This is a genomic window from Peribacillus sp. B2I2, from assembly GCF_041261685.1.
In the GTDB taxonomy this organism is placed as follows: domain Bacteria; phylum Bacillota; class Bacilli; order Bacillales; family DSM-1321; genus Peribacillus.
Window position 1 is genome coordinate 4219441 of sequence record NZ_JBGCCB010000001.1, and the last position, 25543, is coordinate 4244983.

Genomic DNA, 25543 nt, shown 5'->3' on the forward strand with positions numbered 1-25543 from the left:
CCATCATTGTTGTCCTTTGGTGTTGCCGTTCTTTTTTTTTCGATAAAAGAAGCTGAACACAAGGAATGCAAGAAGAATGAGAAAAAGGATAAGTTCAACGGGGTCCTTCACCAAAAATGGGTTAAAGGCATGCTTTATTGAATTATCCAAATCAAATCCCAATAATATATCCATACCTAAAGATATGACCACTAAAGGGGCTAGGATCAAAACTGTAATACCAAAGATTTTCATTTCTCATCAATTCCACCTTTTAGGAACTTTTTTTGGTGCTTGTCTTCCTTTTTTTTCGATTCTTAAAAAAGGCAATGATCAAGAGAAGCAACGGGATGATCACCTGAAATGGCAGATGGATGTAATTTGGTACGGCATCTAGCCCTTCATCGATATGTTCCGTATAGCTGCTTGCCATAATAATCGAAATCAATAAAATGATCATGCCAACAGGGTAAGCAAGTCTGGAGGGCTGTTTAACATTGAAAACATTCGCCGTACCCGTTACCGCTACATAAGTAAATACACTTATCTTGATGAACCCGCCAATCATCAACAAAAACAAGAAGTACACATCGAGACGTTCAAGAAAGCCAGCGACCTCTATTGACTGAATGAGGGTAAGAAGAGGGTATTGCGAACGTGTTGTAAGGTCCACACCAAGTACAGCAATATTCACAGCCATTATTATCGCGAGAAAAATACCGCTTGTCGCCAAGCCCCCTATCCCAATTTTTTTCAGTCGCTGAGGTTCGTTCAAATAAGGAAAAATCATTAAAAACACTATGATCTCGCCAAATGGAAAGAAAACGGTTTTAGTGAAACCCATTTTCATCATCTCTGTCCCGCTGATTTCAAAAATGGGTTTTAAGTTGTTTAAATGGATCATGCCTGAAGCAATAATCAGTAGCATGAAGGTCATTAAAAGTAAATTCTCCAAGACAAAGAATAGTTCCCCCGTCCTCGTCAATACTTCTATCCCTTTACGGACCGTATACACCACGACTAAAATGAATACAGCGTTCGCTACAAATAACGGAATATGAGGATAGGCAAAAGTAAGCAGTGTATCTCCGAAATCCCTCAGCACCCTTGCAGCAAGATAGATGAAATAAAGGATGTATAGAAAAGCTACGATCCTGCCTAGAAAATTCCCCAATATATGTTTTACAAACTCTGTTAACAGCTGCTCAGGGTAGTATTGAAAAAGGCCATAATAAACGAAAAATAATAAAAATCCGCCTATCATCGCAATAAGGATGACTAGCCAAGCAGCCTGCTTGGCTTCACCTGCAAGCGGAACCAAAAGTGCACTGCCCATTTCAAACAGGAAAATAAGGACGAACAGCTGGTAACCGCTGATTTTTGCCTTTTCCATGAGGATGCCACTTCCTTTCCATTATTGATCTTTCTTTCTTAAATTTGAAAGAAATGGCTTATTACGTAATCCAGTACGGCGAATGAATGTCTCTACCTGCACATCCACTTCAAGCTTGGGAAAAGCATCATCATCCCAGTTCTTTTCGATTTTTTTCCATTCTTTCGGGTGGGATTCGTGCATGAGTTCACCAAAGCCAAAAATATCGGATTTATTTTTCTGTGCCCGGACGATCGCATCTTCCATCTCCTTCTTCAATTCTTTCGCTAACTTCTTTTCAATATCTATCAGAACATGCATATCGGTTAGATTCAAAGGAACATTCACCTCCCGGATATCTCCTTCTGCACGGACCTTTATCGATATTTTCGGTTTGCCGTTTACCAATTTTGCTCCGACTTTGGTTTTTTGGCGAATAACCGAATAGGTGACTGCGTCTTTTTTACCCTCCCAATCAATGTTTAAATGGGTATTTTCAATCCTATCCAATACCCACATTGATCCTATTGCCTTATCGCCATCCAGCCAGTCAATCAATTTGCCATCTTTAAAAACACCTATCCCTACTGCATTAGGGTTTGCCTCAATATCCGAGGACATGGTATTCTCCATTTTATCCTCTTTACCTGTGTTTCCTTTCACGGTAAAACCACTTATTATCGGTTCTTTTCCGGTACTAAGCAGATTCTTGATCACTTCTTGGAGATTGATGCTAATATTTTTCCCCTGGGTTTTTTCAGTGGTTTCAATCGTTTTAATGACTTTCTCAGCAGATACCTTATCGATTGCGGTTAACGTTTCGACAATATCCCTTGCTTTCACACCCCGGGCAATCACGATCCTCGTAGTTGCCCTGAATTCCGGTGAGCGCTCAAATGCGTCGAAAATATCGTTGAGGCCCTCTTCTTTTGCTAGTTCCTCACCTATGACAATCAGATTGGCATGGGCAAAATACATATCTCGCGAGATTTTAGTTGAAGCGATATTATCCAGTTCAAGCACATTGTTTCCGGTGGCCCTATAAATGGATATGGGTGGATTTGTTCCGCCGCCGCCCTGAAGAGCTCCCGCTACATTTCCTGGATTAATGATTTGGAAAGTTCCCACTAACTTTCCTTCTTTATTTCTGTCGAGTCCAACCGCCGAGACGATGGCCATTTCGTTTAACTCTGTTTTATCCCAACAGCCGGTGGTGAATGTGGTACAGATCAACATCAAGAACAGAATTAGCTTTTTACGATTCATTGCCTTCACCTTTTTTCTCGTCAGCTGTTTTCATTCCGCGCGATTCAGGAGGCAGGGGTCTTTGATTTTCGCCTTCCCTTATCAGATTATTTTCGTTGGTTAAAATTTTTGGCCTTTCCTTAAAGGCCCACATAGGTCTTCTGAAGAATGTGTCGCCCAACCCTTCCGGATTCAGAGGGGCGAGCGGTGTCATATAAGGAACACCGAATGAACGGAGGCTGCATAAATGGACAATGAGCACGATAAAGGCCAAAATCATGCCATAAAAACCTAAAGTGCCGGCACAAATGATGAATCCGAAGCGCACGATACGGGCAGATATGGCTATGGAATAAGAAGGGGTTGCAAAACTGGCAATCGCCGTAATCGAGACGATGATGACCATTGCCGGCGATACGATACCAGCCTGGACTGCCGCCTGCCCAATCACCAATGCTCCGACAATGGACATGGTCGAACCAACGGCCTTTGGCATCCTAAGACTTGCTTCCCTTAATATTTCAAAGGTCATTTCCATGAGAAGTGCTTCAATGACGGCCGGTAAAGGAACCGTTTCCCTTTGGGCTGCAACAATGACCAGCAACTTCGTTGGGATCATTTCCTGATGAAAAGTCGTGGCTGCAACATAGACAGCCGGTCCGATTATAGAGATTATAAAAACGATGATCCGTAAAAAACGTGTGGCAGAGGCTATGTCGAAGCGATTATAGTAGTCTTCGACAGATTGGAAAAACTGTACGAATAAGGCCGGTGCCACCAAGACAAAAGGCGTTCCATTAACGAATATGGCCACTCTTCCTTCCAATAGGTTCCCCGCGACCATATCTGGTCTTTCTGTATGATTAAGGGTTGGGAAAGGGGTCATGACCTGATCTTCTATCAATTGTTCGATATATCCTGATTCAAGAATGCTATCGATGTTTATTCGTTTTAAGCGCTTCTTGACCTCCTCGACAATCCCTTCTTTGGCAATCCCATTTATATACATGATGGAAACATCCGTTTTTGTCACCGTGCCTATTTTCATCGACTCTATCCATAAATCCGGGGTATTGATGATGCGGCGTAACATGGCGATGTTCGTTCCATTCGATTCCGTAAACCCTTCTCTTGATCCCCGGACAGTCAAATGCGTACTTGGTTCCTGAATCGAGCGCCGTTCCCCCCCTTTTGTACTGGCAACCAGGGCTATGTTTAAACCATCAACAAAAATGATGCTGTCCCCTGATAATAAGGATAAAAATAGTTTTTCCCAGTCCGTGACCGTTTCTACACCACCGAGGGAAACCACGTCCTCAGAGATTACATCCAACGCTTCTTGTGGAAGTATTTTTTCTGATAGATGAGGATTTTTCATGATTGATTCAATTAAAAAGTCCGTAACGCTTGGATTATCAATCAGACCCTGCACATACAAAATAGTCGTTTTTATCTCCGGATTTTTACCGATTTTCAGCGTTCGGATAATAATGTCCGGACTGTTTCCCGTCTTTTTTTTCACGATTTCCAGATTGGCCGAAATGGAGCTTTCAATATACTCAGGCGTTTTGCTTTTGGATTGACCTGCATCTTCCTTTTTCTTTTCACGTTGCTTCACTTGTCTCTTTTGCTTGAAAAAAGAAGCCATAGTAACCGAACCTCATTCCTTTTTCGTTTCACTCATTTTGTCCAAAGCACTCCCCCTTTATTCTGGGTTCAGCCTTCTTCCTCCCATAAGAAAAAGGCTGTCGCAATGACAGCCTTTATGGTCATATTCGGTTATGTAATGAAAGTGCCGATTCGAACGGCCCAATCAACTAAACTGAGATTATACTTTGCCTTTATTCCTTCTAAAAATCAAAACAACGAAAAGAATGAATAGCAAAGCCAATATCGCATAAACGATGTTTGAATAAATGTCCATATATCCTACAATATCTTCCCATGAAGACCCAACAGCTGCCCCGATATTCACTAAGATGATGTTCCAAATTAATGTTCCGGATGTTGTGTAAAGCAGAAAGAGCCAAAAGCTCATATGGGACATGCCTGCTGGAATCGAGATCAAGCTTCTGATAAGCGGAACCAGTCTACAGAAAAACACGGTCCATGCCCCATACTTGTCAAACCATGAATTCGCCTTATGGACGTCCGGTACCGTTAACCTAAGAATATGGCCCCATCTTTCCACGAACTTTTCAATGACCTTAACATCAAGAAGTAAACCAATTCCATAAAGGACGACTGCCCCTGCCACTGACCCTATAGTCGATGCGATCACGACGCCCATAATCGTCATATTCGCTGTTGTCGTCATGAAACCGCCAAAAGTAAGAATGACCTCAGACGGGATCGGCGGGAAAATATTTTCCAATGCTATTAATAGAAAGATTCCCATATACCCAAAATCATTCATGAATTCCGTAATCCAGTTTTCCATTTATTACGCTCCTAACTGATTTGAATCAACAGCTGACTTGTTACCCGCCGGCTGCTTATCTTGCAATAATCTTGATCCTTTATTAAATATCTTTTTTCTTCCGCCGTTCTTGATACCTTTGGAAAAACCAAATGGAAATCGCAATCCAAAAACCACCCGCCAAATATCCTGCAATGATATCACTAGGATAATGGACTCCCAAGTATATTCGACTTATACCAATCGATAGGATCATCATCATACTCAACAGAATCAATAGGATCCTCGCCCACTTAGCCGTGATGTGACGCCATAGCAGAAATGTGAGAATACCGTATAAAGAGAATGCATTCATGGCATGTCCACTAGGGAAACTGTACCCCCCTATTTCGATGAGCCGATGTAAATCGGGCCGGGCGCGTTGAAAGAAAAGCTTGACCATCAAATTGAGAAGAGGTGAACCAACCATGACGGCACTGAATAAGATTAGCTCTAAACGATGCTTCAAAACCTTATATAAGAAAAACAAAATCATCAAAGAGAGGATGATCAAGGACCAAGTTGAACCTATGTAGGTAAAGAACTTCATGATACCCGTCAGTAAGGGGGACTCCCATCCCTGCACTAAGGAAATCACCTTTTCATCAAATTTCAGGTATTCATTTGCACTAATGGTAAATGCCATGAAACTGAACCCGATTAAAGAAAGTACACTTACTATAAAAGCAATGGTTAATTGTTGCTTTAATTTCATAATAACATCCTTTCACTTTTGAAAACCGTTTCATATGGAAATTTCTATTTTATCATATCTTCTTCATTGCAGAATGAATGTATTTGCTTCATTGCCCACAACGCATCCAGTGTTTATGATCAAATCTTCTACTTTTTCATACTACTCTATTCGTCATTGTCACCTCAACTTAAGGTTACTTTAGTTTCTCAGGGACTCACTTATGATCGATTATGGTACAATCAAATAACCAGTTTGCATTTTACAGGCTATCATTACACCAGCCAATGCCGAAGCAGCAAAGCCTACATATGGAATTTCAGATAAAATGGCAGCTTTAATAACATTACGCATACCAATCACCATGTATTCCCTGCGTCCCTACTAAAACGAAAAAACCTTATGCAGGTTAGTGCACAAGGTTTTTCGTTTTTTTTATAGTGTACGGCATGCCTTAAGCGGTAGTGATGTCAAAGTTTGCCCGGTCGCTGAATCGGTAAGATTCTCTTCTAACTGGAACGATGGCACCGCTTCAATATGCTTGAATTTCGTCAGGAATGTAGTAAGCGCAATCTTTGCTTCCAGTCTGGCTAGCGGAGCTCCGAGGCAGAAATGAGGACCATTTCCGAAGGTTAGATGTTTCTTATTATTTGGGCGGTGGATATTAAGAGTGAAGGCGTCTTCAAACATCTCTTCATCCAAATTAGCTGCGCTCATCCAAACAACCACGTTTTCCCCTTCTTTCAATTCCACTCCCAATAGATCGTTATCTTCCTTTACGGTGCGATCTAATTTAATGAGATTGAAACGGTAACGGAGCATTTCTTCGATCGCCTGCGGAACCAAATCCAGGTTTTCATGTAACTCTTGATAAACTTCCTTGTCATCATATAGCAGGGAATAAAAGCTATTGGCCAGTAAATGACTTGTTGTCTCAACACCTGCTCCTAAAATCAGCATGGTCGTGCGGACAACCTCATCATCCGTAAACATCTCCCCATCCACTTCCGCCTTCAAAAGATCCGAGATGATATCATCTGCCGGGTTCAATCGTTTTTGCACAACAATCGGATACAAATACTGATAGTATTCTTTTGCTGCCACTTGCTTCAATTCATTTACTTCTTCTTGTTTTTCTTTATCAAAAGGAAGGAATAAGATATCCACCCATTTCTTAAACAATAAGCGATCTTTCGAGGGAACGCCCATCAAATCTGACATGACAATGATCGGAAGCGGACTCGCCAATGATTGCACCATATCGATTTCCGTTTCCTCATCCATTTCTCCAATCAATTCATCTGCAATTTCCTGAATGCGAGGTTCCCAGTTTTGAAGACTTCTAGGTGTGAATGCTGCGGCAAGCAGTGAACGGCGTTTTCTATGCTCCGGTGGATCCGCTTCAGTGATTTTGATCTTATCAGGCACTGAACCTTCCTCACTATCCGTTCCAACCGATATGGTAGTCCGTTTCCGGACACTCGAAAAATGTTTATAATCACTGAGAACACGCTTAACATCTTCATATTTAAAAACATTCCACGTATCCGTTCCTTCGTGATAACTCACGGGGTCATTTTCTAACATCCGTTTACACCAAGCGTATGGACTAAATTCCTCTGTACGTGTTTTAAACCTAGTAAATTCTTTTATTGCTATAACTTCTTTCATGATACCGACTCCTCCCACTTCTCAAAGATACCTAACAAAAGGATCGAATGTTCAGCATTCCCATCTCATTCGATTTGTTATAGGGTCGAGCATTCCTGATAGACTTTTTCACCAAATCCTTAAATAGACATCTATTCCATTATAGGGTAAAACCCCGCAACAAACCATGCATCTTCCATACCAGCAGCCTTACATGAAATTTGCCCCACAATCCCAACAACCCTATGTAAAACTGCTTATTTTTGACAATTCCCTTCCTTTTTCTATTTTTTTATGTCTCTCAATTGATGCTTAAAATCCAATCCTCTTTTTCAAATTCGGAGACAGTGCTTTTCACTAAGTTATTTCAGTATAGATAATTTAATAATTTCCGGAGTTTGTAAAAATTGAACGTTTATTGAAACGTAGGGAACTCACTTTCCGCGGCGGGCGGGGAGCTTCCTCGGCACTCTTTGCACCTGCGGGGTCTCCCTTGGACACGCTTTTCCCGCAGGAGTCTCGGAATGGTCTCTTCCCGAACCATGATTATAAAAGAAGACTTGGTTATCCTTCATGTTTTTTTATTGTTTTATGAAACCTCATTAGACTGAAGAAATTTGCGACACTCCTGCCGAATAACTGGCTTGCCGAGACCCCACAGACGCTTGCTTTGATGTGGCTTGGCAGACAGTCGGCGGAAAGGGAGCGGATTTCTGAATTTAGCTGGAACGTTTTCAAATAAAAAAACTGCAGACAAACTCGCCTTTCTTCGAGCTTGTCTACAGTCTGAATGGCTGCACAATGCAGCCGTCAATTTTTGCCCTTTTTAATCAGTTCATGTAAATCATCCATTTTCTTTTCCATGATATCCATTCTGGTTTTACGATGCTTGACGGAACGGAAAAGGGATACGGTCCCAACAATGATCAGAATTAAAAATACAAGGCAAAACAATTGGTATATCAGATCCGCAATATTAAAACCACTCACTATGTAATCCCCCTAAATGGCATTCTCAGTATTCTATTATACACCAGGAAAAATGAACATTTTAACCTTTTTATGGGGAATCGAGAATTAACGGCATAATTGAAAAACCGATAGCCAATTGCTATCGGTTGATCATTTATACCTCTATTTGTTGATCGTCAAAATCTTCTTGAGGTACGATTAATTCATTATAGAATGCAGCCATTGTTGTTCCTGCATAAGGAATCAACCATAGTAAACCAATTCCCAGCGTGAACATGCAAAGGATGCCCCACCCTATGAAGCTTAGGTGCATAAGGAAATACTTCCATTTCAAGCCCTTCATTCTTTTTCTGCTTTCTGTAATGGCTTCAAGCACAGTGTATTCTGGATGATCCTTCAATAAGAAAAACTGCTGCGAATAGGCGATGCTTTTAATGATACCCGGAATGATTAATAATAATGACCATAAAAAAATGAAAATACCTTGTAAAATGGATGCACCAATAAGCTTGAAAGAGGTTCTTCCATCTTTATAGATTGCGAATACCTCTGGAATATCAGGATTTCCTTCCCTAACCAAATTCAAGTAGAACCAAGTGGTTGAAATGGTGAGCGGGATTAAGGCGATGGACAGGACCGTACTGAAGATATCAGACCATACCGGTGTTTCTTCCTGCATGAACCATTGTGAAAACCCACCGCTTACAATCACTTCGACAATTAAAGGTAAAATGATATTTATTAAGAAGAAGAGCAACATAAGCGATACAGCTGTTCCCCATTTACCTCCCAACGAATGCAGGGCTTTCCTTTTTAATTCTGAGATTCTCATATTCTATTTAACTCCCCTTTTTTAAACAGTGGAATTCTGAATATTCACCATTTTATTGCATATTTGGTTGAATTAAGAAAAACCACTATTTATTTGATGTTTAGATTCCATTTTGTATTTTAACATAATATTTCGAGCCGTGGGCTTAATTTCCTAGAAAGCACAACAAGCGGTTGAATCGGTTTCGGGCAATCACGATCACCTCCCATCTGGGCAATTAAATGATCCTTGGCTTGTTTGTATCCCATAACAGTTTATGAAAGCGAATATGACAATATGCCATTAATCAATTTCAGTGCCACGAACCCAACAATTCCTTCCAAAAACTTCGCTGAACCATGGCTTGTTAAGAATACCGTCAGCGAAGACGCTTTTATTTTTCACTATTGTTATTCTAGTTCCATTTTCCTTCTCCCCAATAAGACTTTGTGCGCCATTTACACTCAAGTAGATTCCAAGGCTCTCTTGCAAGAAAAGAGTAAAAAGTTTCTCACTATAGAAAGTTCCTTTCATCCGATCCAAGATAGTGAAAGGGACGAAAAGGAAATCTCCCCCTTTTCGTCCCCTATTATTTTTACTTAGTTTTCCCCCTTTCTTACTGATGAACCAAAGAACCGCCCATATAGGTTCCTTCCACTTGAATCCTATCGATTTCCTCCGGTCCGATCGAAAAATATCTCTTTCGAAATTTTTCCTGACTTACCCTAAAAAATCCGATTGCGCTTTAAAACAACAAAAAAAGAGCATCCCAAAAGCCGAATAGTTTCCGCCTTTGGAACACCCTTTTTCCTATGATCAATCAGAGCCAGTTATAATAAAATCGTCTTGGAGCAAAGCTAAAGGTAGCTTTCTGTTTATAGGATCCCCTGCCGTGACATTGATTTCAGTAATGTGACCACTGGCACCTATTGAAACATCAATCAATTTCCCATCATCCGTTTTCACTAAAAAGAGCCTCTCCCATTCATAAACATAGGAATTCTTTTGAACGTAAACTTGTTCGATGGTCCCATCATGTACACACTCGATGGTATGAATCGGTTTTAACACGGAATCACTCCTCCACTCTCCATTATTAGACTAAAGCTTAAACCCAGCCACGGAATATCGAGGCTTCTGCCATTTTTCTGACACCCACCATATATGCCGCCAGCCTCATATTCACTTTTCTAGTCTCGGACATTTCATATATTTGATTAAATGAGTTGACCAATAACGCTTTTAATTTGGTTTGGACCTCTTCATCTTCCCAATAATAACCTTGATTATTTTGAACCCATTCAAAGTAAGAAACAGTCACACCGCCTGAACTTGCCAATACATCGGGTACAAGAAGCACATTCCGTTCCGTCAAGATCTTGGTTGCCTCTAAAGTTGTAGGTCCATTCGCTGCCTCCACGACAATTTGGGCCTTGATAAGATGTGCATTATCTTTGGTGATTTGGTTGGAAATGGCAGCAGGCACTAAAATATCACAATCTTGTTCCAGAAGTTCTTGATTAGTGATTTTGTTTTCGAATAGTGTCGTTACCGTTCCAAAGCTATCCCTTTGATCAAGTAAGTAATCGATATCCAGACCATCCGGATTATATATCGCACCATATGCGTCCGAGATGCCAATCACTTTCGCACCTGCATCATGCATGAATTTAGCTAAAAAGCTTCCTGCATTCCCAAACCCTTGGACGATGATGCGTGCACCTTTCAATTCTATGCCCTTACGCTTTGCCGCTTCTTCGATACAGATGGTGACACCTTGTGCAGTCGCCTTTTCCCTACCGTGTGAACCGCCCAGTACCAGTGGCTTACCTGTAATGAAACCAGGAGAATCGTGTTCTCTTATTCTACTGTATTCATCCATCATCCATGCCATGATTTGTGAATTCGTATAAACATCCGGTGCCGGAATATCTTTAGTCGGCCCAACTATTTGGCTGATCGCCCGAACATACCCGCGGCTAAGTCTTTCCAATTCACCAATGGACATTTGGCGCGGGTCACAGATGATGCCGCCTTTTCCTCCGCCATATGGCAGATTCACAATTCCGCATTTCAAACTCATCCACATTGAAAGTGCCTTGACTTCTTCCTCATCGACTTCGGGATGAAAACGGATTCCACCTTTTGTCGGTCCAACAGCATCGTTGTGCTGGGCACGGTACCCAGTGAATATCTTCGTCGTATTATCATCCATCTTAATTGGAATCCGGACGGTCAGCATACGAAGAGGTTCCTTCAAAAGCTCGAACACTTCTTCAGAATATCCAAGCTTATCCAGCGCCTCCTTGATTACGACCTGTGTTGATTCAAGCAAGCTGGCAGTTTCTTTTTCTTCTTTGATCGTTGTACTCAATGGAATTCACCTCATAGGGATATTAGGATAAAACTCTTTTAATGCGTTCGATTGCCCAATCCAATTCTTCTTTTGTAATCACTAACGGCGGAGCAAAACGGATGACTGTATCATGTGTTTCTTTACATAGCAGTTTTTCTTCTTTAAGTTGCTCACAATAAGGTCTTGCAGCTTCTGTCAATTCAACCCCGATGAATAGACCTCTACCACGGATTTCTTTAATCATCGGATTCTTGATTTCTTTTAAACTATCCATGAAATATTGTCCAAGCTCCAATGAACGTTCCGCAAGCTTCTCATCTTCAAGGACTTCCAATGAAGCGATGGAAACCGCACATGCCAATGGATTGCCGCCGAATGTGGAACCATGTGAACCAGGATTGAATACGCCAAGGATTTCACGGTTTGCAGCTACGCAAGAGATTGGGAAAACCCCGCCGCCAAGCGCCTTGCCTAAAATGTACATATCCGGAACTACTCCATCCCAGTCAGAGGCGAACATTTTTCCTGAACGTCCAAGTCCTGATTGAATTTCATCAGAAACGAAAAGGACATTATTTTCTTTACACAGTTCGTAAGCTTCTTTTAAGAATCCTTGAGGCGGTATGATGATTCCCGCTTCACCTTGAATCGGTTCGATTAAAAATCCAGCCGTTTGCGGTGTAATCGCTGCTTTCAATGCATCAAGATCACCATAAGGAATAAGCTTGATCCCTGGTAACATCGGTCCAAAGCCCCTTCTATATTCATCATCGGATGACAATGAAACGGCTGCCATCGTACGGCCATGGAAATTCCCGATACAAGCAATGATTTCAGCTTGGTTTTCTGCAATTCCTTTAACATCATAACCCCAGCGCCTAACAGCTTTGATTGCTGTTTCAACGGCTTCAGCACCTGTATTCATAGGCAGCGCCATGTCTTTTTGCGTAATGCGGGACACCATTTCATACCATGGGCCTAATTTATCACTATGGAATGCACGGGACGTCAATGTCACGCGATCTGCTTGTTTTTTTAATTCGTCGATGATTTTCGGATGCCTGTGGCCTTGGTTCACTGCTGAATAGGCACTTAGCATATCCATATATTTGTTTCCTTCAGGATCTTCCACCCAAACTCCTTCTGCCTTCGAAATGACGATTGGAAGTGGATTATAATTGTTTGCACCATATTGTTCTGTTTGCTCGATTAATTTTTCCGTTACTGTTGTCATGTTGATTCCCCCTCAAATTATAGCGTTTCAGATGTTGTTTTTCCTTGAAGATGCAGAACTAAATAATCAGGACCGCCCGCTTTTGAATCTGTACCTGACATATTGAATCCGCCAAATGGCTGGTATCCTACAATGGCACCAGTACAGCCACGATTGAAGTACAAGTTACCTACGTGGAAATCCTCACGCGCCTGTTCGATATGTTCAATATTGTTCGAGATGACCGCACCTGTTAATCCATAATCCGTGTTATTGGCGATCTCGATAGCATGATTGAAATCTTTTGCCTTACAGAACGCTACCACTGGTCCGAAAATCTCTTCTTTCATGACTCGTGCATTCTCATCCACATCAGCAATGATGGTTGGCTGGATGAAGAAACCTTTTGAATTGTCTCCTTCTCCACCTGCAACAAGTTTCCCTTCTTGTTTACCGATTTCAACGTAGCTCATGACTTTGTCGAAAGCAGCTTGATCGATAACCGGACCCATGAAGTTGTTTACATCGGTTGGTTCCCCGACCGTTTTTTCTTTCGTTAATTCAATGACACGATTCAAGACTTGGTCATATACATCTTCCACGATGACGGTACGTGAACAAGCAGAACATTTTTGACCAGAGAATCCGAATGCAGAAGCGACGATTGATTGTGCTGCCAATTCCAAATCAGCCTCTTTATCAACAACGATCGTGTCTTTTCCGCCCATTTCAGCGATGACACGTTTCAACCAAATTTGGCCTTCATGAACTTTAGACGCACGCTCATAAATACGGATTCCAACATCACGAGATCCGGTAAAGCTGATGAAACGTGTGCGAGGATGATCTACCAAATAATCACCAACTTCAGCACCGCTTCCTGGAATGAAGTTCACGACTCCTGCCGGTAAGCCCGCTTCTTCCAATACTTCAATGAATTTTGCTGCAATGACCGGTGTTGTACTGGCCGGTTTCAATAAGACGGTATTACCTGAAACAAGGGCCGCTGTCGTCATGCCTGCCATGATCGCAAATGGGAAATTCCAAGGTGAGATGATGACACCGACACCAAGTGGAACATAACTGAAGGCATTGTGTTCAATCGGACGGCTTTCCACTGGCATGCCGTCTTTAAGCTTCAGCATTTGGCGTGCGTAGTATTCCATGAAGTCGATCGCTTCCGCTGTATCTGCATCCGCTTCATTCCAAGGCTTTCCTGCTTCTTTAACCAATATAGCAGAGAAATAGTGTTTTCTTCTCCGAACGATGGCTGCAGCCCTGAATAAAATATTTGCACGCACTTCAGCTTTCGTTTTTCTCCATGTTTGGAATGTCTTATCTGCCGCTTGCATGGCTTGCTCAGCAAGGTCCTTATTTGCTTTGGACACAGTTCCAATTACTTCTTCTTTATTTGCTGGGTTTACAGAGGTAATGACTTCATCAGTAAACACTTTTTCACCATTAATGATCAGCGGATATTTCTTCCCTAAATCATTAGCTACATCATTCAATGCCACTTGAAAAGCTTTATTGTTTTCTTCGATTTTAAAATTAGTAAATGGTTCGTGTTTATATGGTTGGACCATTATGGCTCATCTCCCTAAAGTTTATGTTTTTAATTTCTCACTTATTTAATAAGCAAGTTCCGTGCCAACTTTTCATTTTTTCGTAAAAATATTGTTTTTTTATGAAATATGCAATGAAATTCAGCACTTTTGGGGCAAAATTGACATAGTATGCCATTATTTTTTGCTCTAATCCCTGTTTTTGTCGCTTAAACCTTACACTTTTTATTAATGCAAGATTCATGCCAACTCATAAAACCATAAAAAACAGTGTTTTTACACTTTTTCCGCAAAATATCTTTGCACCTGGATGCAAAATATCCTTGCTGTGCAAATTTTATTTGCGCCTTTTCTTCAATTCCACTACAATAGCTCTAAGAAATGAATAAAAACGGGAGGCATTCATGCATTTAGATCAAATCATTAAAATAGAAGGTTTCCAAACCATCCTCTATTCGCTTGTGGATGTAATCGATATTGGGATACATATAATCGATATAAAGGGTCGAACCATCGTTTATAACAAGAAAATGGCTGAAATTGAAGGAATGGAATCAGATGAGGTATTAGGGAAAAAGATTCACGATATCTTTAAATTCAAGGAAGAAACGGAGAGTACATTAATCCGGGCGCTCCATTCAGGTAAGGCTACCGAGAACTCGAAGCAGACATACTTCAATAATCTTGGACAGGAAATTACAACAATCAATAATACGTTTCCGATTTTGGATCCGAACCAAACGATCATCGGAGCAATTGAAGTGGCAAAGGATATAACGAATCTCGAAAGAATCATTAAAGACAATATCTTAAATAAGGGCGATACCAAATATACGTTTGACAGCATCATCGGAACCAGTGAGAACTTCCTGGACGTCATAGAAAAGAGCAAGCGCTCGACCAGGACCACATCCTCCATCCTCATCGTCGGGGAGACGGGAACCGGAAAAGAACTCTTCGCCCAAAGTATCCATAATGGCAGCAGCCGTTCGACACATCCTTTCATCAGCCAAAACTGTGCTGCCCTGCCAGATAGTTTAATTGAAGGAATACTCTTTGGCACAAAGAAAGGGGCCTTCACCGGATCTATCGAAAGGCCTGGATTATTCGAACAGGCACAGGGCGGAACCATCCTGCTTGATGAAATCAATTCGTTAAATCCGAATTTGCAAGCGAAATTATTAAGGGCCCTTCAAGAAAGGACGATTCGTCGTGTTGGGGATACAAAAGATAAAAAAATTGACGTTCGGGTCATTGCAACGATAAATGAGGATCCAATAGATGCCATTTCAAATGATCATTTACGAAAGGATTTATACTATCGATTAAGTGTCGTTTCGTTATTCATCCCTCCTCTTCGTGAGCGGAAAGAGGATATCCCTTTGCTGGCTCAATCCTTCATCGAGAAATTCAATGCGCTGTTCGAATTGAATATTGAAGGGATCAGCGAAGAGGTTTACTCACTATTTTATGATTACGACTGGCCTGGGAACGTAAGGGAACTTGAACATATCATTGAAGGGGCCATGAATTTACTGGAACCTGGCGATACCAAGATTGCCATCAATCACCTTCCTACCCTATTTAGAAAGAAAGCCCATTTTGAAGACATTCATCCCGATAAAAAAGATGTGCAAACGAATGGAGATTTACAGGAGTCGACATTATCTCTTGATGATTATATCGCCAATACTGAAAAGCAATACTTGGAGAAGGTATTAAAGGAACATGGCATGAACATCTCTAAGGCAGCTAAAGCCCTGAATATCAGTCGCCAAAGTCTTCAATACCGTTTGAAAAAGTATCAGGACAAATAACGTCTTTCCTGCACAAAGAAGGCCCCCATTGATATATGGGGGCCTTCTTTGCCTGTTCATCCAGTACCTATTCGATTCCTTTCAGCCGAGAAACTTCCCAATCAGAATGTTTCAGCAGCTTTTGCAACGTTTTCCAAACCATCCGCGATGATTTTCTGTGTCCGATCCGGATACTGATTATGTCCTTCAATGACCACTGCCTCCGGATTGTTGATCCCCCACAGGCTAATGATATTTTTAACTAAATTCACAGCCATTTCAGCAGAAGCCATTCCTTCCAATGCATAATCCGAACCGCGGGCATTCAATAGCATGACCTTTTTATCGCCAGCATACCCAACCGGTCCCTCCGCGGTATAATTGAACATAATACCTGCTTGTGACAAATAGGAAAGGTATGTGATCAGCGGTGCAGGAACCGTTGCGTTCCATAGAGGGAATGCGAAAACAACTTTATCCATGGCTAGGAATTGATTTAAGTATTGGTCAACCAGTTTTGCCGCTTTTTCCTCTTCAGCTGTCAGTTCAAGACCCTGATTGCGTTTATACAAACCAGTAATGGCTGTATTCCCATAGTAAGGAAGTTCTTCTTTAAATAAATCCAACTCGATCACTTCATCTGTACGGTGGGTCTCTTTATATGTTTCTAAGAATGTGTCATACATTTTCGAGCTGATTGCCTGATCTGCAGGGCGATCGTTCACTTTTACGAATAATACTTTTGTCATTTCCCCATTCTCCTCTGTTGCCGTTTCTCTTTTCCCAAATAATCTATTTAAGAATCCCATTTTTCCTCACCATTGCTTTCTACTTTAATTCCATTACAATAAGCCCTTTTTAGACGACTAAATGAATCTCATTGCCTGATGGATCTGTTACGACATAAAACTCCTCTTTTTCCGTAACGACAGCTCCTATTCCTTTCAGTCGTTCCATCACTTTATCTCTCGCTTCATCATTTGCAAAAACGAGGGTATACCAGTTTAGTCCCACACTATTTTCCTTAGGAGCTGGGGCGCCTACACCATTCCAAATGTTCAATCCGATGTGATGATGATATCCCCCGGTGGAAGTAAAGAGTGCTCCTGCGTACCGATTCACAACAGTAAACCCAAGACCTTGCATGTAAAACTCCTCCGTGTTACGTAAATCTGACACATGCAAATGTATATGTCCCATTAAGGTACCTGCAGGCATTACGCTCCATTCTCCATTACTTTCTTCCAGAAGGGCATTCCCATCCAACGGATCCGTGCCCATCGCGACCTCCCCATTGGCCCACTTCCAATCAGTCGATGGCCGGTCAGAGTAAACTTCAATGCCATTGCCATCAGGATCGGTAATGTACAGCGCTTCACTCACTTCATGATCCGCCGCTCCAAATGGATATTTCGTTTGAAGTAAATGTCGTAAGAAAATTGATAAGTCGGCACGGGTCGGCAGTAAAAGGGCAAAGTGATATAAGCCCGTCGTCCGCCCTTCTTTTGGAATCACATCAGCAGGCTGTTCAAGTGTAAGCAACGGGGTTTTTCCGTCAGTCGTTAAAACAGCTTGCCTTTCATTTTTCTTCAATACTTGAAGGCCGATGATATCTTGATAAAACGTGATGGCTTTATCTAAATCCAAAACATTTATACTGACTTCGCCAACAAAAGTAACTGGTTTTTGATGAAAATTCTTCATAATGTCACTTCCCTTTTTTATTGAAAATCATGTTATCCAAAGAGAGGGCTATGCGGTTTGTACACGCTAGATAGACTGACATGGCTAGTAGTGCCAAGTCCAGTTCGTAGCCCGCTGCTTGCCCGTTTCCAAGAAAACCAGCAGATAATTTAGCCGTAAAAATCGCCCCCGCCATAATGACCGCAAACAGGACGGAAACGATTCGTGTTCCCAAACCAAGTATAACCGCAAGTCCACCGATTAATTCGATACCTGCAACGATGTAAGCCATGAACCCAGGAATACCAAGACTATCAAAAAATCCCGCCGTGTTTCCTATGCCCCCTTGAAACTTTGAAATGCCGTGAATGAAAAAGGTAAGACCTAAAATCACCCTTAAAAAAACTTGACCTGCTTCATTTTTATTCATGTATGAACTCTCCTTTTTTATCGGTTACTTTATGTAAGTAATTATATTTAAATAAGTTTATAATGTCAAGTAAGTTTATTGGAATATAAAAAGAAACGAATTGCCGAAGCAACTCGTTCCTTGGTATCACGGTTTAATTGTGTAATAAATGGTTGAATTGATGATGAAAGAGTCCGCAATGGTTCTCCCGACTTCCTCACATGCCACTTTACGGAACTTTGTTGCATCAACGGGCTCATATAATAATTGATGAATGCCGTCCACTGACCGTATTGCGACAGTTGCGTCAGGGTTCGTCTGAAATATCCTTTCCAGGATTTCTTCTTTATTGGGGACCAGGCTGGCAATCCATACTAGATCAAACTCCGCATAATCATGAAGGGCGCCATCATTCAAAATATAATCTGAAGTCCCTTCGTTATCCAGTTCTTGGACGATGCGCCTGCCAAGTGAATGGGCTTGTTCATCTATATCGAGACAAGTCATTTTTGCATCCAACTCCCGTTGAAGCAGTAACGGGCTTAATGGCAGAGGACCCGTTCCTACAAATGCAAATGACTGAATATCTTTTTTCACTTTTTTCAATTCATTGACTTCCGTTTTGATCAGTTCTTTGTAGTTATCCCAATAAATGAACGAACGGAAGTCATCCAGGGAGTTCACCCTGCCAATAAATAACTTGGCATAATGATCCTCCATCAAGGTTTCAGCAATCGTCAGCTTATCAAGCATGGTACCCCGAATCGATCGGATTTCATCATGGTTGAGAATTTCTTCAGCCATTTGCGGGTCCACTGGTTTCGAAACCATCGAAACCAGTTCGGATAAAACACGATTGATTATTTCGTTATTTGGTGATAAATCATCTTCTTTGAGTAAGGTTTTATATGTATCCATATATGTATGAATGATTTTTTCCTGTTTTCTAGACCATTTGATCGTTTTCAAGGCGAACACTCCCATTAGGAAATAATTTTTTACTTAACTGTGGAATATACAATGCTAAAAATACGGAACGTCCTAAGCTGAATACAGTAAAGGCCAGCCATAATGCATGGTTTTGATATGCCGGCACAAAGATATACAGTGTGATCACAAAGGCGATCAAGGAATAAATCATCGAGTTACGAATCGGGGCAGCTTCTGTTGCCCCAGTAAAAACTCCGTAGAAAACGATGCCTACGCTGGCCGATAGAGGAAACAAAATAAGCCAGATCCCATAAACGTTTGCAAGCTCAATGACACTCGGTATCCGTGTGAAAAGCGAAAGGATGGACTCACTGAATAAATGGTAACTGGCAGCAATCATCAGGGAAGATATTCCCCCCCACTGCAACGACAGGCTCAGGGTCTTCTTATATAAGCGCTTATCTCCCGCACCAATCGCTTTTCCAACAAGTATGCTCGAAGCATTTGCGAACCCGTCAAAGAAGTAAGCCATCATATAGTGAATTTGGATGAGAACGGCATTCGCTGCCAATACCTCCGTTCCATACGAGGCTCCCTTTGCGGTGAAGATATTAAAAACGGTCAACAGGCAAAGCGTCCTGATGAATAAATCCCGATTCACCGACATCATTTTCTTAATGGATGACGGATCGAACATCTCTTTCAAAGGAGGCAATTCCATTTGATGTGGCGACGCCTTCAAAATAATGATTAGTCCAATGAAAAAGGCCGTCACTTCCGAAAGGAGTGTCGCTATGGCCACCCCCGGCACACCCCATTTGAATATATGGACAAATAACAAATCCAGGGCAATGTTCATGAGGTTCATGAACACCTGTAACACTAGCGAAACCTTGATCTTGGACATCCTCATCAGCCATCCCAATATGACGTAATTCATCAAAGTGAATGGGATTCCCCAAATTCTAATGCCGAAGTATTCAGCCGCATATCCGCGTACATCAGCATCCGGATTCATCAGTGTTAAGGAAACTTGTTCAATTGGCCCCTGAAGAAGGATGAAACCCATCCCTACAACAATCGCCAGGATAAATGGCCTTAAAAAGGCTAACACACCTTGCTTTTCGTCGTCTGCCCCAAGTGCTTGTGCAGCAAATCCCGAAGTACTCACCCGCAAAAATCCAAACAGCCAATACAAGGTATTGAAAATGATCGTACCTATAGCTACGCCACCCAAATAAGCAGGGTTTGGTAACTGACCCACAACGGCGGTGTCCACCGCACCTATTAATGGCGTCGTTATCGTCGATATGGTCAGAGGAATGGCCAAGGCCAAATATGATCGATGGTTCACTTTACTTCCCCCTTAGTCCCCTTTAATCGAAATCGTTACGATTTAAAACCTATAAGTGGTATAACCACTTTATTCAAACATCGAAATCAGTTCTTTCGTGTATGAATGGCGATCGTTGCAAAAGAGATGTTCGTTTTCGAAAGAATCCACAATAACACCCCCTTTCATCACCATGATCCGTTGGCTCATCTCCTGTACTGCCGACAGATCATGGGAAATGAAAAGGTAAGAAATGTCCAAAGTCTCCCTCAGCTCGCCTAACAATTTCAGCACCGCCGCTTGGGACAGCACGTCAAGGCTTGAAGTCGGTTCATCCAATATAATGAGGGCCGGTTCAATGCTGATTGCGCGCGCAATGGTCACCCGCTGCTTTTGTCCACCGCTTAGTTCATGCGGGTAACGTTCAGCTAAGTTCTTTGGAAGCTCCACTGTTTCCAGCAGCTGTCCGATAAAGTTCCCTTCACTTGTATACGTAAAATGTTTCATATTGACCTGGCTGCCATATTGAAGATATGGATCCATTAGTGAATCTTTTATCCTTAGTTTTGGATTCAAAGCTGAAGCAGGATTTTGCAAAACGGCCTGGATATTCTTGCGGTATGGGTTTAAACTGCGTTCACTTTTATTTTGAAGCGCGGTTCCTTCAAATAGGATGCTTCCTCGGTCAATAGATTCTATCTGAAGGATGATTCTTGCCAATGTGCTTTTTCCGCACCCGCTCTCTCCCACTAATCCCAGGCATTCCTTCCTTTCGATGCTAAAATTCACGTTCCTCAGTATTTCTACTCCATTATCATAGGTTTTATGGACATTTCGTACGTCTAATAAACTCATCCCGACACTCCTTCAAGCTTAAATGGACTTCTTCTCAGTGTAGGCGATGATTGAATCAGTCTTTTCGTGTAAGTATGCTGTGGATGATTCAAAACCTGATCCTTATCACCGGTTTCAATAATGGCTCCGTCTTTCATGACCGCAATGCGGTTCGCATATTTCCTGACATGACGTAAATCATGGGTGATGAACAAGATTGCACATCCGGTTTCTTTTTGGAGCCTTGATAACAGCTGCAAGACCTTAAAGGAAGATACACTGTCCAAAGCAGTGGTCGGTTCATCAGCTATCAATATATCCGGTTCAAGCAGCATGGCTATTGAAATGGATACACGTTGAAGCTGCCCACCGCTTAATTGAAAAGGGTATCTACTGTAGATACCTTCATTCAGGCCCACCGATATGAGCGCCTTGACCGCTTGCTTGCGCCTTGCCTTTTTGGAAAGGTTCAAATGTGTCCGCTGATATTCCTCGAAATGTTGACCGATGGTATGGAACGGTGTGAATGAACCCTGGTAATCTTGAAAAATATAAGCCAGGCGCTTTCCGCGAAAATGCCGGATTTCAGAAGTGGATAGCGTTAAAAGATTATTTTCCCCATACCATATTTCCCCCTTTGCTTGGAGATTCGGTGCAAGCAGCTGGCCGATTGCCATGGCCGTCATGCTTTTGCCGCTCCCACTTTGTCCGACAAGTGCGAACCACTCACCTTCATGCACATCCAATGAAAGATCCTTGACGATATGATTTTGCTTTCCCATGATATTTAGATGTCTTACGGATAAAATGCTCATGATTCCACCTCCTTTTTCACATCTAATGCATCGCGCAAATAATCACCGAGTATGTTGGATAAAAGGACGACAAATACGATGGCTAGCCCCGGGTAAATCATCAGTAACAGATTGGATTGAAAATATGGACGGGCATCGTTCAGCATGGCCCCCCACTCCGGTGCCGGCGGCTGCGCCCCGAGCCCAATATATGATAAGGAGGATATGAGCAAAATGATTTTCCCTAAATCGAGACTCGAAAGGACGAGCACATTGCCGATGAGATGAGGAAATAGATGCTTCCGCATGATCCTGAATGAACTTAATCCATTGATTTTAGCGGCTGTGACATAATCCTTCTGGCGTTCGGTGATCACCGTACTTCGTACAAGCCGGGCATAATTCACCCATTTCACTAGAACGATCGCCAAAAGAAGATTTTCGATGCCTGGCCCTAATAGGCCACTCAGCACAATGGCAACAATCGTATCAGGGAATGCGAGAAACGAGTCTCCAATGCGCATGAAGATCCGATCGATCAGTCCTCCTTTAAATCCGGCAATCACCCCGAATGGGACGCCAATGATAACAGCCGCTAACAAGGATAAGAGCCCGTAGCCAACCGTCAGCTGTGCACCTAGCAGAAGGCGTGTCAATACATCACGCCCTAAATGATCCGTTCCTAATGGATGTTCCATACTTGACGGCCATAGCCTTTCTCCCAGATTGACCAATGTCGGATCATGTTTCAGGATAAGAAAGGTGTAAGCCGCAACGGTTAGGACCAAAACCATCACCGTAAATAGGAGGGTCATCCTCCACCGTCTTTTGGATTGTTTTTTGAACACTAACTCCATTTTCCATGCTTCCTCCCCTTCAGTCTTAGCTCCGGATTTAAATATCGATAAGATAAATCAACGGCACTATTAACCATGAATACAATGATGGCCATGATCAACAGGTACCCTTGAATGACTGGGTAATCCCGCGACCGAATCGAGTCCACGACCATCTTACCTATGCCTGGATAGGCAAAAATCACTTCGATCACCACTACACCGCCGATCAGGCTGCCAAGGCTGACACCGAATACGGTAATGACCGGGGGCAAGCTATAACGAAATGCATGGACAAAGAATATCCGGATTTCTGAAATCCCCCTTGACCTGGCAGCCCTGATGAAATCTTGACTGAGGGAATCAATCAAACTCGAACGCAGCAACCGGACGTACACACTAGTGATGGCCAGCCCCAACGTGACAGACGGCAGAATCAAAGAACGGAATCCGTCCCTGCCCATTGTTGGAAGCGCCCCCCATCGCACCGCAAATAAATCTATCAATAGCAGGCCCAGCCAAAAGCTAGGAATGGCTGCCCCCAACAAAGAAACGGTACGGCTTAATTGATCAATCCAGCTTCCTCTGTACAATGCGGCAAACGACCCTAAAGGAATGGCTATACCAAGCATGACAAGCAATGCCCCAACCGTCAGCTCAAGTGTAGCAGGCAGTCCGCCCATGATCATTTCCATAACGGGCTGATTCGTAAGATAGGAATTACCGAAATCCAATTGGATAAAGTCCGCAAACCAATCGCCATATTGCACGAACAGCGGATCATTGAACCCCAATTCTTCACGAAGCTCATTGACTTGCTCGTTTGTGATTGAAACATCATCCACTTGAAGTATCGAAAGAACCGGGTCCCCCGGAGCAAGCCGAACAAAAAGGAAAGAGATAAATGTAATCACAAGGACAAAAATCACGACCTCAATAAATCGCCGGAACAAGATGCAGAACATCACTTCACATCCAGTTCATTCGTCAGCATGTAGTATTCGCTTCTCGAAGTGATCCAGTTTTCAACTTTATCGGTGTCATAGGCAACAAGTGTATTCGGGTGTAAAATGAACGAATTATACACTTGTTCATCCACATACATCGCAATATCTTCAGCTAAATCCGAGCGCTTCTCCTGTCCGACCGTTACATTCAGCTTGTCAATAAGGGACGTCAGGTGATCATCATCGGCCCCGCTGAAATTCAAAGCTCCCTTTGGATGATAAGTTGCATTTAAATAATAACCGGCATCCCCGCGCGGAGCCGTTAAATTGCTGTAGGTCGTTAAATCCCAATCGCGATTGGAAGCCATATACTCTTCCGGGATTTCTATTTGCTTGATTTTCACATCAATCCCCAACTGGCCGGCATCCGATTGAAAAACTTGGGCAATTAACGGCAGGTCGGCACGAGAACTGTATGTAAGAAGTGTAAACGTTAACGGTTTGCCGTCTTTTTGCATGACACCATTCACTTTCTTATATCCCGCCTGATCAAGAAACCCCTTAGCCGCTTCCATTCCATTCTCTTTTTTCGGATAGTCCGGAGCAAACGAGAAAGTGGATGGAAAAGGCCCTGTTGCCACTTCTGCATGACCATGTAAAATCGTATCCGCAATCGAAGAGCGGTCGATCAAGGCATCTATCGCCTTTCGGACGTGTATGTCCTGCAGGGGTTTACGCTCCAAATTCATCGTCATTTGATGGACACGGAAAGTCGATGTGGATTCCACCTTCACACCATCTATCGCTTCTAAATTTTCCAGGCTTTCCACTTCCGGACGGAAAACTATATCGGCGTCTCCCGATTCCAGGGCAAGAGATCGTGCATTGGCATCTTCATTAAATGAAAACCTGGCTTTCTCAAGCTTAGCGGCTCCATCCCAGTAAGACTCATACCGGATTAGATCAACAGCCGTACCTGGTATGAACTTCGAAACGGCAAATGGCCCTGTTCCTATCGGCTTGTTTATGTCGTCACTTTCCGTTACATCAATAATCGATGTATTTGGATGGACCAATTCAGATGGAAACTCCGGAAAGGGAACCTCTGTCTTAATGGTCAGCTCATTTCCATTCGCTTCAATCGATTCAATGCGCAAGGCATTCTTGATCGCTAAACTATCTTTCATCGCCCGCTCCAAGGATGCCTTCACCGCTTTGCCATCCATAGGCTTTCCATTCTGAAAAGTCACACCCTCCCTCAACTCGAAATTCCATAATTGACCATCCTTGCTATCCCAGCTTTTCGCCAGCCAAGGTTCGATAGTCAAATCCTCATCATTGAGATGCACCAATGTCTCAGTGATCCCAGCCCTTAATGACACATAACTGGTATCAACATTCGGATCAAGCGAGCTAGTTGCGAAATTAAAAAGTAAATTCACTTCCTTCTTCCCACTCCCTTGCTCTTTCGTAGACTCGGTCGAGCAAGCAGCCAAGAGCAAGAATGAGAGAAATAGAACAAAAATCGATTTATATTTTCTGAACATGATATATTCCTCCATTACTTCATATTTATTTATGCTGTAAAATCGTATTGATTACGATTTACATCTTAGTCATGACGAACCAATCTAATGTTACCTCAATCAGAAATCATCCTATGTAC

The 25543-nt window shown here is 42.3% G+C and carries 26 protein-coding genes; 1 reads left to right on the plus strand and 25 read right to left on the minus strand.

Going from position 1 to position 25543, the window contains the following annotated elements; all coding sequences use genetic code 11:
* Positions 1 to 3: 3 nt before the first annotated feature.
* The 15 genes from ABIE66_RS20890 to pruA all read right to left on the minus strand — a co-directional run bounded on the left by ABIE66_RS20890 (position 4) and on the right by pruA (position 14336).
* Positions 4 to 234, minus strand: a complete 231-nt coding sequence (locus ABIE66_RS20890) for a YczF family membrane protein (RefSeq protein ID WP_370016141.1) — start codon at positions 232 to 234, stop codon at positions 4 to 6.
* Between the two features lie 19 nt (positions 235 to 253).
* The gene (locus ABIE66_RS20895) at positions 254 to 1372 is read right to left on the minus strand and encodes a GerAB/ArcD/ProY family transporter (protein WP_370016142.1); all 1119 of its coding nucleotides are present in this window, start codon (positions 1370 to 1372) and stop codon (positions 254 to 256) included.
* A 21-nt stretch (positions 1373 to 1393) separates the two neighbouring features.
* Complete coding sequence (locus tag ABIE66_RS20900; protein ID WP_370016143.1) at positions 1394 to 2617, minus strand: Ger(x)C family spore germination protein; 1224 nt, start codon at positions 2615 to 2617, stop codon at positions 1394 to 1396.
* The gene (locus ABIE66_RS20905; RefSeq protein WP_370016144.1) at positions 2607 to 4244 is read right to left on the minus strand and encodes a spore germination protein; all 1638 of its coding nucleotides are present in this window, start codon (positions 4242 to 4244) and stop codon (positions 2607 to 2609) included. The genes ABIE66_RS20900 and ABIE66_RS20905 overlap by 11 nt, the downstream gene beginning before the upstream one ends.
* A 180-nt stretch (positions 4245 to 4424) precedes the next feature.
* Entirely contained in the window at positions 4425 to 5036 is a 612-nt protein-coding gene (locus ABIE66_RS20910; protein WP_289326148.1) for a DedA family protein, read from the minus strand.
* Positions 5037 to 5118: 82 nt separating this feature from the next.
* The gene (locus ABIE66_RS20915) at positions 5119 to 5769 is read right to left on the minus strand and encodes a phosphatase PAP2 family protein (RefSeq protein ID WP_370016145.1); all 651 of its coding nucleotides are present in this window, start codon (positions 5767 to 5769) and stop codon (positions 5119 to 5121) included.
* Between the two features lie 210 nt (positions 5770 to 5979).
* Positions 5980 to 6102 carry a hypothetical protein gene (locus ABIE66_RS20920; protein WP_370016146.1) on the minus strand — a complete coding sequence of 41 codons (123 nt, stop codon included), beginning with the start codon at positions 6100 to 6102 and terminating at the stop codon, positions 5980 to 5982.
* A gap of 81 nt (positions 6103 to 6183) precedes the next feature.
* Entirely contained in the window at positions 6184 to 7422 is a 1239-nt protein-coding gene (locus tag ABIE66_RS20925; protein ID WP_370017091.1) for a cytochrome P450, read from the minus strand.
* Between the two features lie 786 nt (positions 7423 to 8208).
* Positions 8209 to 8388, minus strand: coding sequence for a DUF4083 domain-containing protein (locus ABIE66_RS20930; RefSeq protein WP_289315216.1), 180 nt, complete (start codon positions 8386 to 8388; stop codon positions 8209 to 8211).
* A gap of 136 nt (positions 8389 to 8524) precedes the next feature.
* Positions 8525 to 9202, minus strand: coding sequence for a DUF975 family protein (locus ABIE66_RS20935; RefSeq protein WP_370016147.1), 678 nt, complete (start codon positions 9200 to 9202; stop codon positions 8525 to 8527).
* A gap of 282 nt (positions 9203 to 9484) precedes the next feature.
* Positions 9485 to 9724, minus strand: coding sequence for a hypothetical protein (locus ABIE66_RS20940; RefSeq protein WP_289326151.1), 240 nt, complete (start codon positions 9722 to 9724; stop codon positions 9485 to 9487).
* Positions 9725 to 9997: 273 nt separating this feature from the next.
* Entirely contained in the window at positions 9998 to 10252 is a 255-nt protein-coding gene (locus ABIE66_RS20945) for a biotin/lipoyl attachment domain-containing protein (RefSeq protein WP_370016148.1), read from the minus strand.
* 37 nt (positions 10253 to 10289) lie between these two features.
* Complete coding sequence (locus ABIE66_RS20950) at positions 10290 to 11555, minus strand: Glu/Leu/Phe/Val family dehydrogenase (RefSeq protein ID WP_289315212.1); 1266 nt, start codon at positions 11553 to 11555, stop codon at positions 10290 to 10292.
* 22 nt (positions 11556 to 11577) lie between these two features.
* Positions 11578 to 12771: an ornithine--oxo-acid transaminase gene (locus ABIE66_RS20955; protein ID WP_289315211.1), complete on the minus strand. Its 1194-nt coding sequence runs from the start codon at positions 12769 to 12771 to the stop codon at positions 11578 to 11580.
* A gap of 17 nt (positions 12772 to 12788) precedes the next feature.
* Positions 12789 to 14336, minus strand: a complete 1548-nt coding sequence (pruA, locus tag ABIE66_RS20960; RefSeq protein WP_370016149.1) for an L-glutamate gamma-semialdehyde dehydrogenase — start codon at positions 14334 to 14336, stop codon at positions 12789 to 12791.
* 383 nt (positions 14337 to 14719) lie between these two features.
* On the opposite strand from pruA, the gene ABIE66_RS20965 reads away from it, so the two are divergent.
* On the plus strand, positions 14720 to 16132 hold the full coding sequence (locus ABIE66_RS20965) for a sigma-54 interaction domain-containing protein (protein WP_289315209.1): 1413 nt from the start codon (positions 14720 to 14722) through the stop codon (positions 16130 to 16132).
* Between the two features lie 101 nt (positions 16133 to 16233).
* Here the strand turns inward: ABIE66_RS20965 and ABIE66_RS20970 are convergent, their stop codons facing one another.
* The 10 genes from ABIE66_RS20970 to nikA all read right to left on the minus strand — a co-directional run bounded on the left by ABIE66_RS20970 (position 16234) and on the right by nikA (position 25424).
* Entirely contained in the window at positions 16234 to 16920 is a 687-nt protein-coding gene (locus ABIE66_RS20970) for an FMN-dependent NADH-azoreductase (RefSeq protein WP_289315208.1), read from the minus strand.
* A 49-nt stretch (positions 16921 to 16969) separates the two neighbouring features.
* Positions 16970 to 17815: a VOC family protein gene (locus ABIE66_RS20975; RefSeq protein ID WP_370016150.1), complete on the minus strand. Its 846-nt coding sequence runs from the start codon at positions 17813 to 17815 to the stop codon at positions 16970 to 16972.
* Positions 17816 to 17819: 4 nt separating this feature from the next.
* The gene (locus ABIE66_RS20980; protein WP_289315206.1) at positions 17820 to 18224 is read right to left on the minus strand and encodes a DoxX family protein; all 405 of its coding nucleotides are present in this window, start codon (positions 18222 to 18224) and stop codon (positions 17820 to 17822) included.
* 126 nt (positions 18225 to 18350) lie between these two features.
* Complete coding sequence (locus ABIE66_RS20985) at positions 18351 to 19172, minus strand: nicotianamine synthase family protein (protein WP_370016151.1); 822 nt, start codon at positions 19170 to 19172, stop codon at positions 18351 to 18353.
* Positions 19150 to 20487 carry an MATE family efflux transporter gene (locus ABIE66_RS20990; protein ID WP_370016152.1) on the minus strand — a complete coding sequence of 446 codons (1338 nt, stop codon included), beginning with the start codon at positions 20485 to 20487 and terminating at the stop codon, positions 19150 to 19152. Before ABIE66_RS20990 ends, ABIE66_RS20985 begins: the two co-directional genes overlap by 23 nt.
* 69 nt (positions 20488 to 20556) lie before the next feature.
* On the minus strand, positions 20557 to 21321 hold the full coding sequence (locus ABIE66_RS20995) for an ABC transporter ATP-binding protein (protein WP_370016153.1): 765 nt from the start codon (positions 21319 to 21321) through the stop codon (positions 20557 to 20559).
* A complete protein-coding gene (locus tag ABIE66_RS21000; RefSeq protein ID WP_370016154.1) occupies positions 21318 to 22115 on the minus strand; it encodes an ABC transporter ATP-binding protein in 798 nt (265 codons plus the stop codon). Before ABIE66_RS21000 ends, ABIE66_RS20995 begins: the two co-directional genes overlap by 4 nt.
* Entirely contained in the window at positions 22112 to 22951 is an 840-nt protein-coding gene (gene nikC / locus ABIE66_RS21005) for a nickel transporter permease (RefSeq protein ID WP_370016155.1), read from the minus strand. Before nikC ends, ABIE66_RS21000 begins: the two co-directional genes overlap by 4 nt.
* Entirely contained in the window at positions 22942 to 23895 is a 954-nt protein-coding gene (nikB, locus tag ABIE66_RS21010; protein WP_370016156.1) for a nickel ABC transporter permease, read from the minus strand. The genes nikC and nikB overlap by 10 nt, the downstream gene beginning before the upstream one ends.
* Positions 23895 to 25424: a nickel ABC transporter substrate-binding protein gene (gene nikA, locus ABIE66_RS21015; RefSeq protein ID WP_370016157.1), complete on the minus strand. Its 1530-nt coding sequence runs from the start codon at positions 25422 to 25424 to the stop codon at positions 23895 to 23897. Before nikA ends, nikB begins: the two co-directional genes overlap by 1 nt.
* Positions 25425 to 25543: the final 119 nt, after the last annotated feature.

Bases quoted from the DNA above. Each gene is read 5' to 3' on its own strand.
- ABIE66_RS20890 (WP_370016141.1), bottom strand. From the start codon at position 234: ATGAAAATCTTTGGTATTACAGTTTTGATCCTAGCCCCTTTAGTGGTC.
- ABIE66_RS20895 (WP_370016142.1), bottom strand. From the start codon at position 1,372: ATGGAAAAGGCAAAAATCAGCGGTTACCAGCTGTTCGTCCTTATTTTC.
- ABIE66_RS20900 (WP_370016143.1), bottom strand. From the start codon at position 2,617: ATGAATCGTAAAAAGCTAATTCTGTTCTTGATGTTGATCTGTACCACA.
- ABIE66_RS20905 (WP_370016144.1), bottom strand. From the start codon at position 4,244: ATGGCTTCTTTTTTCAAGCAAAAGAGACAAGTGAAGCAACGTGAAAAG.
- ABIE66_RS20910 (WP_289326148.1), bottom strand. From the start codon at position 5,036: ATGGAAAACTGGATTACGGAATTCATGAATGATTTTGGGTATATGGGA.
- ABIE66_RS20915 (WP_370016145.1), bottom strand. From the start codon at position 5,769: ATGAAATTAAAGCAACAATTAACCATTGCTTTTATAGTAAGTGTACTT.
- ABIE66_RS20920 (WP_370016146.1), bottom strand. From the start codon at position 6,102: ATGCGTAATGTTATTAAAGCTGCCATTTTATCTGAAATTCCATATGTA.
- ABIE66_RS20935 (WP_370016147.1), bottom strand. From the start codon at position 9,202: ATGAGAATCTCAGAATTAAAAAGGAAAGCCCTGCATTCGTTGGGAGGT.
- ABIE66_RS20955 (WP_289315211.1), bottom strand. From the start codon at position 12,771: ATGACAACAGTAACGGAAAAATTAATCGAGCAAACAGAACAATATGGT.
- pruA (WP_370016149.1), bottom strand. From the start codon at position 14,336: ATGGTCCAACCATATAAACACGAACCATTTACTAATTTTAAAATCGAA.
- ABIE66_RS20965 (WP_289315209.1), top strand. From the start codon at position 14,720: ATGCATTTAGATCAAATCATTAAAATAGAAGGTTTCCAAACCATCCTC.
- ABIE66_RS20970 (WP_289315208.1), bottom strand. From the start codon at position 16,920: ATGGGATTCTTAAATAGATTATTTGGGAAAAGAGAAACGGCAACAGAG.
- ABIE66_RS20975 (WP_370016150.1), bottom strand. From the start codon at position 17,815: ATGAAGAATTTTCATCAAAAACCAGTTACTTTTGTTGGCGAAGTCAGT.
- ABIE66_RS20980 (WP_289315206.1), bottom strand. From the start codon at position 18,224: ATGAATAAAAATGAAGCAGGTCAAGTTTTTTTAAGGGTGATTTTAGGT.
- ABIE66_RS20995 (WP_370016153.1), bottom strand. From the start codon at position 21,321: ATGAGTTTATTAGACGTACGAAATGTCCATAAAACCTATGATAATGGA.
- ABIE66_RS21000 (WP_370016154.1), bottom strand. From the start codon at position 22,115: ATGAGCATTTTATCCGTAAGACATCTAAATATCATGGGAAAGCAAAAT.
- nikC (WP_370016155.1), bottom strand. From the start codon at position 22,951: ATGGAGTTAGTGTTCAAAAAACAATCCAAAAGACGGTGGAGGATGACC.
- nikB (WP_370016156.1), bottom strand. From the start codon at position 23,895: ATGTTCTGCATCTTGTTCCGGCGATTTATTGAGGTCGTGATTTTTGTC.
- nikA (WP_370016157.1), bottom strand. From the start codon at position 25,424: ATGTTCAGAAAATATAAATCGATTTTTGTTCTATTTCTCTCATTCTTG.